Source organism: Pedobacter deserti (assembly GCF_024436415.1).
GTDB classification, from domain to species: Bacteria; Bacteroidota; Bacteroidia; order Sphingobacteriales; family Sphingobacteriaceae; genus Pedobacter; species Pedobacter faecalis.
In genome coordinates this window covers 2,100,096-2,116,856 of sequence record NZ_JAFMZQ010000001.1, presented here as the reverse complement: position 1 = coordinate 2,116,856, position 16,761 = coordinate 2,100,096, and the positions used below count along the sequence as shown (strand labels likewise).

Genomic DNA, 16,761 nt, shown 5'->3' with positions numbered 1-16,761 from the left:
ATAACCTCTGCTTTAATTAGCAGGGGTTATTTTTTATTATCTTTGCCCCAACATGAGCGATAACAGGTACAACCAGCGCGGCGTTTCTGCCTCAAAAGAAGATGTGCACCAGGCCATCAAGAACATCGACAAAGGCATTTTCCCTCAGGCATTCTGCAAGATCATTCCGGATATCCTTGGAAACGACGAGGCTTTCTGCAACATTATGCATGCAGACGGTGCGGGTACGAAATCTTCCCTGGCCTATGCATACTGGAAGGAAACAGGCGACATGTCTGTCTGGAGAGGAATCGCACAGGACGCTATCATCATGAACATCGACGATCTGATCTGTGTTGGTGCCACCGAAAATATCTTATTGTCATCTACAATAGGACGTAATAAAAATCTCATTCCTGGTGAGGTGATTGCGGCCATCATTAACGGCACAGAAGAAATTCTAGCCGAACTACGGGAGCAGGGCATTTCGATCTACTCTACCGGTGGCGAAACTGCCGATGTGGGTGACCTGGTACGCACCATTATCGTTGACTCTACCGTGACCTGCAGAATGGAACGCAGTAAAGTGATCAGCAACGATAAAATTGCCGCAGGAAATGTCATTGTGGGATTGGCGTCTTATGGTCAGGCTTCCTATGAAAGCACCTATAACGGCGGAATGGGCTCGAACGGCTTGACTTCAGCACGGCACGACGTTTTTGATAAATCTGTTGCAAACGCATTTCCTGAAACCTATGACCCTGCTGTACCTTACGATCTGGTATTTTCCGGAGGAAAGAAACTGACGGATCAGGTTGAGATCTCTGAGGGACTGAGTGTTACAGCTGGTAAGCTAGTGCTGTCGCCAACAAGAACTTATGCACCGGTGATCCAAAAGGTACTGGAGCGCTTCAGGTCACAGATCAACGGAATTGTACACTGCAGCGGAGGAGCGCAGACCAAAGTACTTCATTTCATTAACAACAATATTCATGTCATAAAAGACAACCTTTTCCCGGTTCCACCACTGTTTAAACTGATCCATGAGCAGTCGGGCACCGACTGGAAAGAAATGTACAAGGTTTTCAACATGGGTCACCGCATGGAGCTTTACGTACCCGAAGCCATTGCTGCCGAGATCATTGATATTGCCAAGTCTTTCCAGATTGATGCGCAGATCATCGGCCGTGTGGAGCGCTCAGAACAGAAACAGGTTACCATCCGTTCAGCATACGGCGAGTTTGTCTACAACTAACTTTTTCTAAGCACTAAGGTATACACCTTTCCAGGCTTTGTAGGTAAGTCGTACAGCCAGGTCTTCTTTAACGCTAAGGATTTAAGCTTCGCTTTGTCTGAGATTCGTGGATTTGGCACTTCATCCACCCGGAAAAACGGATTATGATTCTGCCCCTTCGCGGCTTCCAGTACGCCGGAAGTTATTTGCATTTCATTTGGAATCCGAATCCGGCAGTTGCCCCCATTTAGAGACCTGATAACAACCTTTTCAACTTCACCACGTTTCCATTCCAAACGGACGATTTCAAATCCGCCCCTTGCGCGCAAGCCGCTCACTTCGCCTTCCTGCCATACGTCGGGCAGTGCCGGAAGCAGATGAATATATCCATCATAGCTTTGCATGAGCATCTCGGCAATACCAGCGGTACATCCAAAATTCCCATCAATCTGGAATGGCGGATGAGCATCAAACAGATTCGGATAGGTACCACCCGATTCGGACCGGTTGGTCGCCGGGCTAAGTTGATCAGTCAGCAGTTTATAAGCATGGTTGCCGTCCAGGAAACGCGTCCAAAGGTTAACCTTCCAGCCCATCGACCATCCGGTTGATACATCACCTCTGAAGATCAGTGAGGTCCGTGCCGCATCGAACAGCTCAGGGGTTCGATATGGCGATATCAATCCGGCCGGGTAAACACCAAACAAATGCGACACATGCCTGTGCTTATCGCGCGGGTCGTCCCAATCCTGAAGCCACTCCTGCAACTGGCCATGCCTGCCAATTTGCATCGGTGGCAGGCGATCTCTCAGCTTTTTCAACTGCGCGGTAAATGCTTTGTCTTTTCCCAGTACTTCAGCTGCTCTTATCATATTGGAAAAAAGCTCGAAGACGATCTGGTTGTCCATGGTTGTCCCCGCAGCAATAGATTTCCCCTGGGCTGATCCAGACGCGTTTTCAGGTGAAATGGATGGAGAAACAACCAACCACTTGTTTACGGGCTCTTCTATCAGAACATCTGCAAAAAACGCTGCCGAGCCCCGCATCGTCTCGTAAACAGAGGCCAGATACCGTTTGTCTCCGCTATAAAGATATTTATCCCAAAGATGCCGGCTTAGCCAGGCACCACCCATGGGCCAGAGCCCCCAGAATGTGCCGTCGACCATGCCCGTAATGCGCCAAAGATCTGTGTTATGATGGGTAACCCAGCCGCCTGCGCCGTACATTTCCCTGGCGGTTTGCCGGCCGGTGACAGCGAGTTCCTTGACCATCTCTATCAGTGGCTCGTGCATCTCCGTAAGATTGGTCGGCTCAGCAGGCCAGTAATTCATTTCCGTGTTAATATTTATCGTATACTTGCTGCCCCATGGCGGGTTCACCTTGTCGTTCCATATGCCTTGCAGATTAGCGGGCTGACCGCCCGGGCGGGAACAGGAAATCAGCAGGTACCTCCCAAACTGGAAATAGAGCGCCGCCAGATCAGGATCATTTCCATTGGCAAAATGCTTTATGCGCAGGTCGGTAGGCATCTTTGCCGCATCGGTTACCCCCAGATGGAGCGATACCCGGTCGAAATATTTTTGGTAAGCTTGCAGATGCGCGCTCAACAGGGCGTTATAACTTTTTCCTGAGGAGAGCCCCAGATAATCTGCCGCTCTTTTGTCCTGATCGCCACTCAGGTCTTTATAACTGTTAAAGTTGGTACCGATGGAGATGAAGAGCAAAACGCTGTTGGCATTATCAACGCGTACAGCGCCGTCCGACACCGACACCCTACCCCCCTCGGCTTTCACCTGGGTTATCGCCGAAAACTTAACCGATCCCTTGACACCGTCCTTATCGCGGGAAATGCCCGACAGCACCAGTTCATTTGAACCGCGAACGGCAACAGAAGATTTATGGGGACTTCTCATGGAGGCCGTAAAAGTGAGTTTACCTACTTGGCTCGCTGTGAGTCGTACAACGATCAGTTCACCCGGTATTGAAGCAAAAAACGTTCTGGTATAAGTCACCCCACCCACGGTGTACCTAACGGTGCTGACTGCCTGCTTCAAATCCAATTCACGGTAATAATCGGTAAAGACATCATGCCCCGGAAAACGAAGCAGAAGATCACCTACAGGCTGGTAATTCATACCGTTTACCGGCGAGGAAAAGTTGGCCGAAGCAAGCTTATCGGCCTCCGCATATTTACCCTCAAAAATCAACCGCCTCACATCAGGCAGCACAGACAGGGCATTCGCGTTGTCGTTGCGGTTAGGGCCGCCCGACCATACCGTCGCTTCGTTTAGCTTGATGATTTCCATTTCAGGATTACCATAAACCATCCCTGCAATACGCCCGTTTCCTATGGGCAAGGCAGCTTCCCACACATTCCCTGACGGTTTATCATACCAAAGCTTCATTTCTGCGGTCTGACCAAAGGCCGGGACGGACAAGACCCACATAAAGAATAAAACCAGGCGTTGCATGGCAGCTAGATATACCTGTTGATTAAATTTTCCAGATATTCCTGTCTGCCGCTTATCACGGCTGGCTCACCATGCTCAATGGCGTAATCGCGTAACTGTTCTAAGGTTAACGACCCCTCCTCGAAAGCCTTACCTGCTCCTGTGTCGAATGATGCATACCGATCCGCCCTTATCTTCCTGTATTCGGAGGTTTCAAGGATATTATCCGCAATCAGCAGCGCCCTTGCGAAAATATCCATGCCGCCAATATGCGCATAGAAAAGGTCAGCAGGATCCGTCGAATTCCTCCTGATCTTCGCATCGAAGTTTATGCCCCCTCCTTTTAACCCCCCATTATCCAGAATGATCAGCATCGCCTCCACCAGCTCATTAATATTGTTCGGAAACTGATCCGTATCCCATCCGTTCTGGTAGTCGCCACGATTGGCATCGATAGAGCCCAGCAATCCCGCATCGGCAGCTGCCTGAAGCTCATGCTGAAAGGTATGCCCGGCTAAGGTGGCGTGGTTAACCTCAATATTAAGCTTGAAGTCGTCCAAAAGGTCGAACTTCTGCAGAAAACCCAACACAGTAGCTACATCGTAATCATATTGGTGCTTGGTCGGCTCGCAAGGCTTAGGTTCAATAAAAAAATTGCCTTTGAAACCATTTTTGCGTGCGTAGTCTTTGGCTGCATGCAGGAACCTGGCCAAATGCTCCTGCTCACGTTTCATATCCGTATTCAGCAAGGTCATATAACCCTCGCGGCCACCCCAAAACACATAATTCTCGCCGCCAAGCGCGATGGTTGCATCCAGCGCTGCCTTCACCTGTGCGGCAGCATGTGTAAGTACATGAAAATCGGGATTCGTCGACGCCCCGTTCATATACCTGATGTGTGAGAAAAGATTGGCCGTTCCCCAAAGCAGCTTAACGCCCGTCTCCTTTTGTTTCTCCTTAGCGTGGTCTACCAGGATTTGCAGTCTCCTGTCGTTTTCCCTGATATCGTTTCCGTAATCTACCAGGTCAACATCGTGAAAACAGTAATACGGCAGGTTCATCTTGCTTAAAAACTCGAAAGCCGCATCCATTTTTTCGCGGGCCCGGTCCACAGGGTCCGATTTCTTGTCCCATGCATGTAAATGTGTAGGCGCACCAAAAGGATCTGCCCCATTGCCGCAGAACGAATGCCAGTACGCCCCGGCAAAACGCAAATGCTCTTTTAACGTTTTGCCGGCCACCAACTGATCTGGATTATAGTATCTGAAAGCAAGCGGATTTTTGCTGTCGGGTCCTTCGTATTTAATCTGGCCGATGCCCTGGAAATATTCGTTTGAATGGGTTGCTGACATATTTTGCGATTTAATAGGTTGAATAAATTCAGGATGTTATACAACTGGTAAGTAATTCCTTCCAGTCCTGGTAGTGGTCTTCTAAGTTTTCTGTAGGTGCTATGGTGGCAATCTTTGCTCTTCGAGTGAACAGATCGTTTGCAGAGCTGTAGGTTCCGATGCCAATCCCAGCACCTACTGCTGCTCCGTAGCTGCCATCGCCGCTGTGAAGTTCTACCGGTACGCCCGTCGCGTTCACAAACGATTGTGCGAAAACCCTGCTTAAAAACAGGTTGCTGTATCCTGCGCGTATCACCACAGGCTGCACACCGTTTTCTTTCAAAATATCTAAACCATAACGGAATGAAAAAGCTATGCCTTCCTGTACCGCGCGGAAAATATGCGCCCGGGAGTGAATATTTAAGTCAATATTCCTGAGCTGCGCACCAGGAAGCCGGTTGTTCAGCATGCGTTCCGCGCCATTTCCAAAGGGCAGCACCCGAACGCCATCGCTGCCCGCGCATACTGCCGATGCCGCTTCATTTATCGCTTCATAACTTAAGGCATGCCCCGTAAGGTCCCTAACCCACCTGTTCATACTGCCGGCACCGTTTATGCAAAGCAGCACGCCCAGCCTGGGCTTGTCGGAGTTATGATTCACGTGCGCGAAGGTGTTTACGCGCGACTGCTGATCGGCCATCATACGATCGGTAACGCCGTAGATAACTCCAGACGTACCGGCCGTTGCGGCCACGTCGCCAGGTTCGGTTACATTGAGCGACAATGCATTATTAAGCTGATCTCCGGCTTTATAAGCTACAGGAATCCCTGCCTTCAAACCAAGCTTTTCAGCGATGGACTTGCTTAGTCCGCCATGCGGCCCGAACAGCGGTCGTATTTCCGGAATGAGCTCCTCCTCAAAACCAAAATACTTAAATACGTCGGCCGACAACCGGTGCTCTTTAAAATCCCAGAATACGCCCTCCGACAGTGCCGACACGGTAGTGGTCGCCTCTCCGGTAAACTTGTAGGCGATATAATCGCCCGGCAGCATGATCTTCCACACCTGCCTGTAAATATCTGGCTCCTTGTCCCGAACCCAGGCAAGCTTGGAAGCCGTAAAGTTTCCCGGCGAATTAAGCAGGCTTGACAGCACATTTTCCTTACCTATGGCCTGCATAGCCTTCTCCCCAATCTCCACGGCACGACTATCGCACCATATAATGCTGTTCCGCAAACTCCTGCCTTGCTTGTCTACCGCCACCAAACCATGCATCTGGTAGGCAATCCCGATCGCAGAAATATCCTGCGGATCATATTTTCCTTCCTGGTTACAACGTAAAATGGCATGCTGTAGGTGCGACCACCACATATCCGGATCCTGCTCAGCCCAGCCTTTCTGCGGTGTAAGAATGGGCGATTCGCTTTCCGGATACTGTGTCGACGCCAAAACATCCCCCGTTCCGGAGTCGACCACCGAAACTTTTATAGATGACGTACCTACATCAACACCGAGTAGCAGCATGTGTTCAGTATTTATTTAACGCCCCATTTTTTATTCGGCAGCGGACCCATTTCGAGTTCAATTGTGCCACCGTTAACCAGTTGCTCATGTGTAAACCATGGTGTATCCAAGGTCTTTCCGTTCAGCTTTGCACTTTGAATGTATTTGTTACGATCTGAAGATTTATTGGCGATCAGCTGAAACTTCTTACCGTTCGGCAAATTAATCGCAACCTTTTCAAATATGGGGCTTCCAATGGTGTAAACCGGTGTTCCCGGGGTAACCGGATAGAACCCCATGGCAGAGAACACTACGAATGCCGACATCCCTCCGCCATCTTCATCGCCCGGAATCCCGAAAACATTGTCTTTAAACCAGGTATCCAGCAGGAACCTGATACGCTTCTGCGTTTTCCAGGGTGATGAAGTATAATTGTACAAGTACGGGATATGGAAACTTGGCTCGTTACCCATTGAAAATTGACCTACGATACCCGTAAAATCCGGAAATTTAGCCCACAGCTCGTACTTACTTCTTCCGAGCGATTCGCGGAACAACTGATCAAGTTTATTCTCGAAACTGTTCACACTGCCAAAGAGATCGACTAAACCCTTCACATCGTGCTGCACCTGCCACAAGTAAGTCCAGCCGTTATTTTCATCATAGTATTCTCGACCACCCATGCCGCCATCAAACTTCGGATCGATGGGAATCCAGTTTCCGTTTTTATCCTTCGGCAAAAACATCTGTGTTTTGCTGTCCCACAGGTTCTTATAAAAGTTAGACCTGGCGGTAAACTTCGCGTAGTCAGACGTTTTACCCAGCTCCTGCGCCATTTGCGCCAGGGCCCAGTCGTCATAACTATGACCCAGCGTTATCGCCACAGCCTGACGTTTCTCAAATCCATGAACACGTGGATTGGTTTCCTTTTCGCCTTCCTTTAGCGCAGGGAAGAAACCATTGTCATAATAGAAATCCTCAAGCTCCGTTTTCGGTCCGTTTTTCCAGGGAAGCATGGTGGCTTGTGTGGCATTCTTATGCATGCCTTCATAGGCAGTCTGTACATCATAATTCCGAATACCTTTTCTGTAGCCATCTAAAAACGATATGGTGGAGTGGAAACCATTCATACAAGGGTTGTCGCCCCAAAGCAAAGGAAATGTGGGTACCCATCCGCTCTGCTGATACATCAGGACGTAAGAGTTTAACATATCGCCCTCCTGCTCCGGATCAAGGATCGTGCGTAAGGGGTGATGCGCCAGGTAACTGTCCCACACCCAGTCATCCACAAAAAACGGACGATTGGTTTGATGTACCTGCTTATCATAACCGCTGTAATACTGGCCATCCTCGGTAATGTCTACCATGCGCTCATAGCAACGGTAAAGAGCTGTATAAAAAGAACGCTTCTGCGCGTCGGTACCGCCGGTTACGGGAATCTGGTTGATCACCTTTGCCCAGGCAGCTTCGGCTTTTTTGGCCTGCTGGTCGAAGCTGACCGAACTAAGCTCATTCGCATAATTCTTTTTAGCCTGCTCCGGACTTATAAAAGAAAGGGCATACCTGAATTCAATGGCTTTTGGTGCAGAACCATTAAAGCTGAGCAACATCTTGTTGCCCTCCTTCTTACCATCCGCGGCGGCGTTAAATACACCGTACATATATACTTTAACGCCCGACCAGGTTTCCATCCCGGTAAGTTCCTTATCGGAAACAAGTGTGTAGCTGCTTTCGCCGCTATTATACCGGTCAAAAATTACCGCTTTTGTAGCTGTCGACGGAAACTCAAACTTAAATATCCCTGCCTTCTTGCCCGGTGCAAACTCAACTTTAATATCGTCTTCAACGAGGTAGGCGGCATAATACCACGGCCGGTTCACCTCCAGGTCGTGATCGTAAGTCATACGCTTCAATCCTGTAGCTCCCAGCGCTGGTCTGATCGCGAAAACCTGACCGTTTCGGTGCGACACCGCCGTAAGCGGAAAGCTGCTGATCTGATCGTCCATATAATCCGCCCGCTGAGGTGTCATACGTATCACCTGGTTGGGCAACTGGACCGTAGGCCGTGTGGGTTCCAGTATTGCACCAACATTCCCGATTCTCGGGTCTACATATTTAAGATTACCTTCGCCCGGGTAAGGATTGGTTTGTGCAGAAGCGGTGATGGCAACCGAACTGATCTGCGCAATAAACAACGCTGAACAAGCCAGCCTTGCCCATTTTGAGGCTTTAGCATTAAAAGAATTAATCATAAAAAATATCTGTCAATTTTGGTTTCCTAGCTAAGATATGAAACTTCGGCTACAAAACCCTATAAAATCAGATCAGCAGTATTTGTTGGCCCGAAACCAGTCGAGCGCCCGCTTAACTGCATCCTCCACAGGCGTATAGCTAAGATTAAGCACACGTTCCGACTTCTTACCAGAATAGTAATTGTATAAACACAACATATAAGCTGCCGAATAATCCAGCTTCAGTCGCCTGCCCGTGAGTTTACCGATCAATGAACCTGCAACACCTAAAGACATCAGTATAAATTTTGGAATCGCTATCAAAACCGGACGCTGACCAGACGTGGCATTAAGCAGCCTGAAGAATTCGCGGTATGTTAAATTGTGACCAGCCATAAGATAGCACTCACCAACCTTGCCGGTTTCAATGGCATTCGCTATGCCTCTGGCTACATCCTGAATATAGACGAAGTTCTTCCCCCCCGGCGGATGCATCACGATGCGCTTGTTGATACCGTGCAACAGTAACTGACCAGAGCTGGGTTTAGTATCATATTCACCTATCATGAAAGTTGGATTGATCACTACCGCCGGCAATTGCCTGCGTTCCACCTGTTCCAGCACGTACTGCTGCGATATGTATTTGGTGCTGACGTAGCCCGACCGGATATGGGTCAATCTGAATGAATACAGTTCGTTGGCTGGCTTATTGCGTGTGCCGGGGCCGATGGTATTGGCTGTACTGATATGGATAAGTTTTTGAACCCGATGCCTAAGGCATGCCTCTACCACGTTCACCGTGCCTTGGATATTCGCCTGCTCATACACGGCATAACTCACCCCCCATTGCTGGGTCACCGAAGCGGTATGGACGACAAAGTCGCAACCTTCCACGGCAGCGATCACCTCTTCCTCATTCGCGATATCACCGTAAAAGATCTCTGCAGAGAGGTCAGATAAAGCACGCATGTCGGCCGAGCGGCGAACCATAAGCCTTACGGTGTAACCGCGACCCTGCAGTTCCCGGGCAGCATTTGCCCCTAAAAAACCGTTAGCCCCAGTAACCAGAACCCGTCCCCTGTCAGCCGTCATTTATTAACCACCATTTCTTTTTTGACCGCTTTCGAGACAATTTTCAGCTTGGTACCGGTTGGCAATACGCGCATCAACCCGTAATTAAACCTGTTCCATACTCCAGGAATAATCACGGCACGGCCTGCGAGCGTCTTTTTGAGTGCGATCTGAACAATCCGGGCCGTGGGCATCAAACCAAGCCTGCCTTGCGTACTCTGACTCACGATCCGCGCAGATACAGACGAGTTGGTCATGATAGGCCCCGGGTATACCACACTTACCGAAACGCCGGTGCCTGCGAGTTCTTCCCTCAACCCCAGCGAAAAGGAAGAAATAAAGGCCTTGCTGGCCGGGTAAACCGTCTTATAAGCGATTGGCGTAAAAGCCGCCATGCTCGAAATATTTAACACATAGCTCCTTTCCTGCTTTAACAGTACCGGAAGCAGGCCTTGGGTAATTAACACCATGCTCCGGATATTCACCTGCATAATGCGGTCAATCGTTTCGCTGGAGCTCTGCGTAATTGCCGCAGTACCGCCAATACCCGCGTTATTAATAATGAAATTAACCTCATAAAGATCCCGGATCAGGTTAATGTGTTCCTGCAGCAGGATGCTGTCTGTGAGATCAAACTCATAAACCTGGATGTCGACACCATACTCAAGCCTAAGTTCGTGCGCAAGGGAATCGGTATTACTGTTGGGCAGCGCAATCATGATCAGGTTCATTTTCCGCTCAGCACACTGCATACAAAATTCCCGACCGAGTCCGGAACTGGCGCCTGTGATCAGGGTGTATTTAACGGCCTTCATCGTTTGTCTGGTTTTGGTTCACCGCTAATATAAATATTTATCAGTTGCGAAGCACAGTTCTTTTTCAGCTTGTGGCCTACTATTGTAAAAGAAAAGGCTAACCTGGGTTAAATCAACATTTTTATTAATTTTGAACCGTATTAAACTTGAAATTCCATTATTTAAAGATATGAACTACGATGTAATTGTAATAGGTAGCGGTCCCGGCGGATATGTGGCTGCCATAAGAGCCTCCCAGCTTGGTTTAAAAACAGCCATAATAGAGCGCGAGTCGCTGGGCGGAATATGTCTTAACTGGGGATGTATACCAACCAAGGCGCTCCTTAAGAGTGCACAGGTTTTTGAATATATCAATCATGCTTCTGAATATGGGATCAAAACTGCCGGGGCGGAAGCAGATTTCGCTGCAGTAGTTAAGCGCAGCCGCGGCGTCGCCGAAGGCATGAGCAAAGGTGTTCAGTTTCTGATGAAAAAGAACAAGATCGAAGTGATCATGGGCAGCGCTAAGGTAAAGCCGGGCAACAAGGTGGATGTGAAAGCAGCCGATGGAAGCCAAAAGGAATACAGCGCAAGCCATATCATACTTGCCACAGGTGGCAGATCCAGAGAATTGCCTAACCTTAAGCAGGATGGTAAAAAAGTAATTGGATACCGCCAGGCTATGGTGCTTCCGGAGCAACCGAAATCTATGGTTGTGGTAGGATCTGGGGCTATCGGTGTTGAGTTTGCGTATTTCTATGCCACCATGGGCACCAAGGTTACCATCGTAGAATTTATGGACAATGTTGTTCCTGTTGAAGATGAAGATGTATCAAAGCAATTGCTCCGCAGCTTCAAGAAAGCAGGCATCGAGATCATGACTTCGTCAAGCGTTGAGTCTGTTGACACGAGCGGACAAGGATGTAAGGTTCAGGTCAAAACCGCTTCTGGAATGCAGACCATCGAGTGCGACATCGTGCTTTCGGCAGCTGGCGTAGTCGCCAACATTGAAAACATCGGCCTGGAAGAGACGGGTATCAAAACCGAGAAAGGCAAAGTGGTGGTAGACGAGTACTACAATACTTCGGTAAAAGGTTATTACGCCATTGGCGATATTGTAGGCGGACAGGCACTTGCCCACGTTGCATCAGCAGAAGGCATTATCTGTGTGGAGAAGATTGCAGGCCACAAACCGGAACCGCTGGATTACAACAATATACCCGGATGTACTTACTGCAGCCCGGAAATAGCTTCTGTAGGTTATACAGAAAAAGCAGCTAAAGCGGCAGGATATGAGCTTAAGATCGGTAAGTTTCCTTTCTCTGCATCCGGAAAAGCAAGCGCAGCTGGCGCCAAAGATGGCTTTGTGAAGCTTATTTTCGACGCTAAATACGGCGAATTGCTTGGCGCGCACATGATCGGTGCTAACGTTACCGAGATGATCGCTGAAATCGTTGTTGCCCGCAAGCTGGAAACAACCGGCCATGAAATGATCAAAGCAGTGCATCCGCATCCAACCATGAGCGAAGCGATTATGGAGGCCGCGGCCGATGCATATGGTGAGGTGATCCATTTGTAGGATGAACCTGCATACGATAGAGACAGGATTTTTTAAATTGGATGGCGGTGCAATGTTTGGCGTTGTACCGAAATCCATCTGGCAGCGCACTAACCCGGCAGATGATAACAACATGTGCACCTGGGCAATGCGCTGCCTGCTTATTGAAGATGGCGAGAGACTGATCCTGATCGACACCGGCATTGGCAACAAGCAAGACAGCAAATTTCTGGGGCATTACTATCTGCATGGAAACGACACGTTAGACAAATCACTTGCTGCAAAAGGCTTTCATAGAGACGATATCACAGATGTGTTCCTCACGCATCTCCATTTTGATCACTGCGGCGGCGCTATAGTCCGCAATGGCGACCAACTCCTCCCCGCTTTCAAAAACGCCACATACTGGAGTAACGGAAAACACTGGAACTGGGCAGTTCATCCAAATGCCAGAGAAAAAGCCTCATTCCTCACAGAGAACATCCTTCCAATACAGGAGAGCGGACAACTGCAGTTTGTTGACGAGCGTGATGGGCTTGCCTTCCATGAAGGTATAAGCCTGCGGTTCGCCTACGGCCACACAGAAGCTATGATGCTGCCCCAAATACAATACAAGAACAAAACAATTGTATACATGGCAGATCTTTTGCCATCTGTAGGACATATTCCCCTTCCCTATGTCATGTCTTATGATATGTTCCCTCTTCGAACGCTTACAGAAAAAAAATCATTTTTGGAAGAAGCCGCGAGCCAGGAATATATCCTGTATCTTGAACATGACCCTGTGAATGAATGCTGTACGGTGATGCAGACAGAAAAAGGCATCAGACTACAGCATGCATTTCCGCTCAGTAGTCTTTAAACAACTTTTCAGAGACATGTCATAACTGCCTCAAAGCGCTTTCTTGGAATAATTTTTGCTGTCTAAAGATAGTATAAATAACAGACGTAAAGTGTAACGTTTTCAGTAATTTATGTATTAGTGACATAAATTCCTTACTTTTGCACGTTTCCGACAATATAACGAGTACCAAAACATAAATGAGACAACTCAAGATCACGCAATCGATTACCAATCGCGAAAGTCAGTCGCTCGACAAATACCTTCATGAGATTGGTAAGGTAGATTTAATTACAGCAGAAGAAGAAGTCATACTAGCAAGAAAGATACGGGAGGGCGACCAGGCCGCTTTAGAACGCTTAACAAAAACAAACTTACGCTTCGTAGTTTCGGTAGCGAAACAATATCAGAACCAGGGACTTACCCTTGGCGACTTAATAAATGAAGGAAACCTGGGATTAATTAAAGCAGCAAAGCGCTTCGATGAGACAAAGGGTTTTAAGTTCATTTCTTACGCCGTATGGTGGATACGTCAATCCATCCTTCAGGCCATCGCAGAACAAAGCCGTATCGTTCGTTTACCGCTAAACCAGGTGGGTTCGTTAAGCAAGATCAGCAAAGCCTTTTCAAAGCTGGAGCAGGAGTATGAGCGCGAGCCATCCCCGGAAGAATTGGCAGACATTCTTGAGACAACGGTAGACAAGATATCTGACACCCTAAGTAACTCAGGCCGGCACGTATCCATGGATGCGCCTTTTGTGCAGGGTGAAGAGAATACCCTACTCGACGTGTTGGAAAACCACGAACCAAACACAGACAGCAGCCTGATCAATGAATCGCTTTCGGAAGAAATAAAGCGTTCATTGTCTACACTTACAGAGCGCGAAAGAGAGATCATTGTGTTGTTCTTTGGTTTAAGCACCAACCATCCGCTTTCCCTTGAAGAGATTGGTGAGAAGTTTAACCTGACCAGGGAACGCGTTCGTCAAATTAAAGACAAAGCATTACAGCGTCTGCGTCACACTTCACGCAGTAAAATATTGAAATCTTACTTAGGTTAAGTATTTATCATACCTTTTTAGATAGAAAAAGATTGAGGGAAGCTCAATCTTTTTCTATTTTGTACTAAATTCTAAAAATATGAAGTCCTTTTTGCTCCTTCCCCTTTCCGTAATCCTAAGCTGCAGCACGGTAAAAAAGCCCGATACCCAATCGACCAGCCAGTTGTTAAAAGACGTAGAAGTACTTTCATCAGATCGTTATGAAGGGCGAAAGACAGGAACAAAGGGAGCCGAAATGGCGAGGACATACATTACCGACCGCTTTAAGGAGCTCGGCGTTAAATCCTACGCGCAAAATTATGCACATCCATTTACCTTCCAGAACCAGGGTCAGGCAACGCAGAACGGCATTAACGTCCTTGGCTACATTCCTGGAAAAACCGACAATGCCATCGTGATATCTGCACATTACGACCATATAGGCGTTATCAATGGTGAGATATATAATGGTGCCGACGACAATGCTTCAGGGGTTGCTGCGCTACTGGAATTCGCAGCATATTACACAAAAAATCAGCCTATTCACACGCTCATTTTCGCAGCCTTTGATGCGGAAGAGGTCGGCCTGCAAGGCGCAAAGGCCTTCGTAGCCAAACCGCCGGTAAGTCTTGATAAAATTGTATTGAACGTCAACATGGATATGATCAGTCACAATGACAAGGCTGAACTCTATGTATGCGGCACCTTCAAGTATCCTGAGCTAAAGAAGTATATTATAACCAGCAGCCCTGACATTAAAGTCATCCCGGGCCATGACGATCCTAAACTTGGACATGACGACTGGACCAATCAGAGCGACCATGGTGCTTTCAACGCTAAAAACATCCCTTTCCTTTATTTCGGTGTAGAAGATCATAAGGACTACCATAAAGAAAGTGATGAATTCAGAAACATCAACCAGAGTTTCTTTACAAACGCAGTCAATGCCATCCGTGAGATAATCAGCAATATCGAGCAGGACCGTGATGCCCAGAAGCGATTTAAAGAAAAGCTAAAGATGAAATGATAGCGTCAAACTATTTTTTTCTCCTCACGCGGTCCTCAATCATACCTACAAATTCGCTGTGACCTTTTACAGGTTTAATCTCATTATCACTGTTAAACGACACGCGCTTTCCGTTTACCGACATCACAGAAGCAGATGATCTCGAACTGCTGGCAGCGGATGACCCAAACACGCTTAAGGCAGTAGCCAGATAAGGTTCGTTTTTGTCGCCAAAGTCGTACCGCGGATCATCAAAAAGCGCAGAGGTCGCCGTTTCTTCAAAGTCCGGAACCATCCCCTCAAAATAACCGCCCTGATCAAGTGCATTTTTAGTTTCAAACAGGGAATAATAAACGTCATACTTGTTCTCCAGTCGGATCGGGAAGAAACCTATTGGTTTGCCATAGGTGCGTTCGCCAACCAGCTTAACGTTCATCTTCGGCTTCAGACTGTTAATCACCAGTTCACTCGCTGAGGCCGTATTACCAGTCACTAGAAACACAACATTGGTAACGTTCTTGACCTCTCCGGCCTTCCTGAAGTAGTTCGTATTTTCTGCTACAGAATAGTCTACATCATCGAAATAGTTAATGATCCGTCCGTTGCTGCTGTACTGCACCTTCTCATTATCATCCAGGATAGGCTGATTTTTCATGATGGTTGCCTTACCGTTACGAAGCGTCTCGTTAAAATACTCCTTATACATCACACCCGAGGCTGTCGATGGCGCAATCAGGTTGACCAAATGCTCGGCTGTGCTTACATATCCGCCACCATTATAACGCAAGTCGATCACCAGTCCCGATATCCCTGCAGAAGCGAACTCACTAAAAGCCTCATTGAGGGCGGCTACAGAGTTTGCGGTATTAGAAAAACGCGCGTAGGCCAGATAGCCGATTTTTTTACCGCCAAAGTCGATCACGCTGCTCGTCAGAACCGGGCTGCTTTTATATACTGTCTTACTGATGGTCACGTCAAAAGTACCCACCTGCGCGCTACCCAAATACTTTATGCCTTCCAGTCGCACGGTACTGGCATTCATACCGTTTTCAACAATGGATGCCTCAGTCTGGTAATTTGCACCGATCGCTTGTCCGTTGATCTTTTTTATAGCCCAGCCCCGTTCCATGCCTTTTTTATCGGCGTCCGAGCCCGGGTAAACCGCGGTGATGAAAAGCAGGTACTCATTATTTGTATTACTGGTGGTATAAATGATTGGTCTGATGCCCAGATCATTACCATTTCCTTCCAGGTCTACCGACGCACTGCTGTTTGGCTTGGCTACCAAAGCGTTAGGGTTCCTGGTGGCGATATCTTCTATATAGGAATATTTAAGATACGGGCCGGCGGCCACATATTCAGGTGCCTCGGCAGCTCTGGCTATATTGAGCAGATTGTCATCATAATTTGCCAGATCATTGCCCTTCGAGGTATACTTTCTGGGCTCATACGCATCATAACCTGGCAAAGTCGTGTTCCAGTAATAGATCTGTTTGGCATACAGGAACAGCGAGTCGTTGGTCAACGCCCTTCGGTCGGTAGTAGGCGTTTGCTTTACATTCGTTTCATCGTCGACTGGATCTTCCGGACGGTTTTTGTCCTTCTTACAGGCAGTAAAAATGGTTGTCAGCACAAAGCCAAGTAACATGACATGGCGCAGGGTATATTTTCTCATGTAATTGTTGGGTTATATAGTGGCCCGGGAGCACAGTTAAGCTGTTG

The 16,761-nt window shown here is 48.0% G+C and carries 12 protein-coding genes; 5 read left to right on the top strand and 7 right to left on the bottom strand.

Features of this window, described 5'->3' with window-relative positions:
- Window positions 1–52 precede the first annotated feature (52 nt).
- Complete coding sequence (locus J3P40_RS09595; RefSeq protein ID WP_256004925.1) at window positions 53–1,234, top strand: AIR synthase related protein; 1,182 nt, start codon at window positions 53–55, stop codon at window positions 1,232–1,234.
- Here J3P40_RS09595 and J3P40_RS09590 read toward each other — a convergent pair.
- The 6 genes from J3P40_RS09590 to J3P40_RS09565 form a co-directional block, all read right to left on the bottom strand.
- Window positions 1,231–3,684 (bottom strand): glycoside hydrolase family 95 protein, encoded by a 2,454-nt coding sequence (locus J3P40_RS09590; protein ID WP_256004924.1) that lies wholly within the window; start codon window positions 3,682–3,684, stop codon window positions 1,231–1,233. The two genes, J3P40_RS09595 and J3P40_RS09590, sit on opposite strands and share 4 nt — an antisense overlap.
- A gap of 5 nt (window positions 3,685–3,689) precedes the next feature.
- Window positions 3,690–5,015 carry a xylose isomerase gene (gene xylA / locus J3P40_RS09585; protein WP_256004923.1) on the bottom strand — a complete coding sequence of 442 codons (1,326 nt, stop codon included), beginning with the start codon at window positions 5,013–5,015 and terminating at the stop codon, window positions 3,690–3,692.
- 28 nt (window positions 5,016–5,043) lie between these two features.
- Window positions 5,044–6,519, bottom strand: a complete 1,476-nt coding sequence (locus J3P40_RS09580; protein WP_256004922.1) for a xylulokinase — start codon at window positions 6,517–6,519, stop codon at window positions 5,044–5,046.
- 11 nt (window positions 6,520–6,530) lie between these two features.
- Window positions 6,531–8,750, bottom strand: coding sequence for a GH92 family glycosyl hydrolase (locus J3P40_RS09575; RefSeq protein WP_256004921.1), 2,220 nt, complete (start codon window positions 8,748–8,750; stop codon window positions 6,531–6,533).
- A gap of 72 nt (window positions 8,751–8,822) precedes the next feature.
- On the bottom strand, window positions 8,823–9,821 hold the full coding sequence (locus tag J3P40_RS09570; protein ID WP_256004920.1) for an NAD-dependent epimerase/dehydratase family protein: 999 nt from the start codon (window positions 9,819–9,821) through the stop codon (window positions 8,823–8,825).
- Complete coding sequence (locus J3P40_RS09565) at window positions 9,818–10,615, bottom strand: SDR family NAD(P)-dependent oxidoreductase (protein ID WP_256004919.1); 798 nt, start codon at window positions 10,613–10,615, stop codon at window positions 9,818–9,820. Before J3P40_RS09565 ends, J3P40_RS09570 begins: the two co-directional genes overlap by 4 nt.
- 169 nt (window positions 10,616–10,784) lie before the next feature.
- Here J3P40_RS09565 and lpdA point away from each other — a divergent pair, with 169 nt between their 5' ends.
- The 4 genes from lpdA (at window position 10,785) to J3P40_RS09545 (ending at window position 15,060) form a co-directional block, all read left to right on the top strand.
- The gene (gene lpdA, locus J3P40_RS09560; RefSeq protein WP_256004918.1) at window positions 10,785–12,173 is read left to right on the top strand and encodes a dihydrolipoyl dehydrogenase; all 1,389 of its coding nucleotides are present in this window, start codon (window positions 10,785–10,787) and stop codon (window positions 12,171–12,173) included.
- 1 nt (window position 12,174) lies between these two features.
- Window positions 12,175–13,014, top strand: a complete 840-nt coding sequence (locus J3P40_RS09555; protein WP_256004917.1) for an MBL fold metallo-hydrolase — start codon at window positions 12,175–12,177, stop codon at window positions 13,012–13,014.
- Between the two features lie 179 nt (window positions 13,015–13,193).
- Window positions 13,194–14,054 (top strand): sigma-70 family RNA polymerase sigma factor, encoded by an 861-nt coding sequence (locus tag J3P40_RS09550; protein WP_008242129.1) that lies wholly within the window; start codon window positions 13,194–13,196, stop codon window positions 14,052–14,054.
- Between the two features lie 79 nt (window positions 14,055–14,133).
- The gene (locus J3P40_RS09545; protein ID WP_256004916.1) at window positions 14,134–15,060 is read left to right on the top strand and encodes a M28 family peptidase; all 927 of its coding nucleotides are present in this window, start codon (window positions 14,134–14,136) and stop codon (window positions 15,058–15,060) included.
- 10 nt (window positions 15,061–15,070) lie between these two features.
- On the opposite strand, the gene J3P40_RS09540 is transcribed toward J3P40_RS09545, so the two are convergent.
- Window positions 15,071–16,714, bottom strand: coding sequence for a S41 family peptidase (locus J3P40_RS09540; protein ID WP_256004915.1), 1,644 nt, complete (start codon window positions 16,712–16,714; stop codon window positions 15,071–15,073).
- Between the last annotated feature and the right edge of the window lie 47 nt (window positions 16,715–16,761).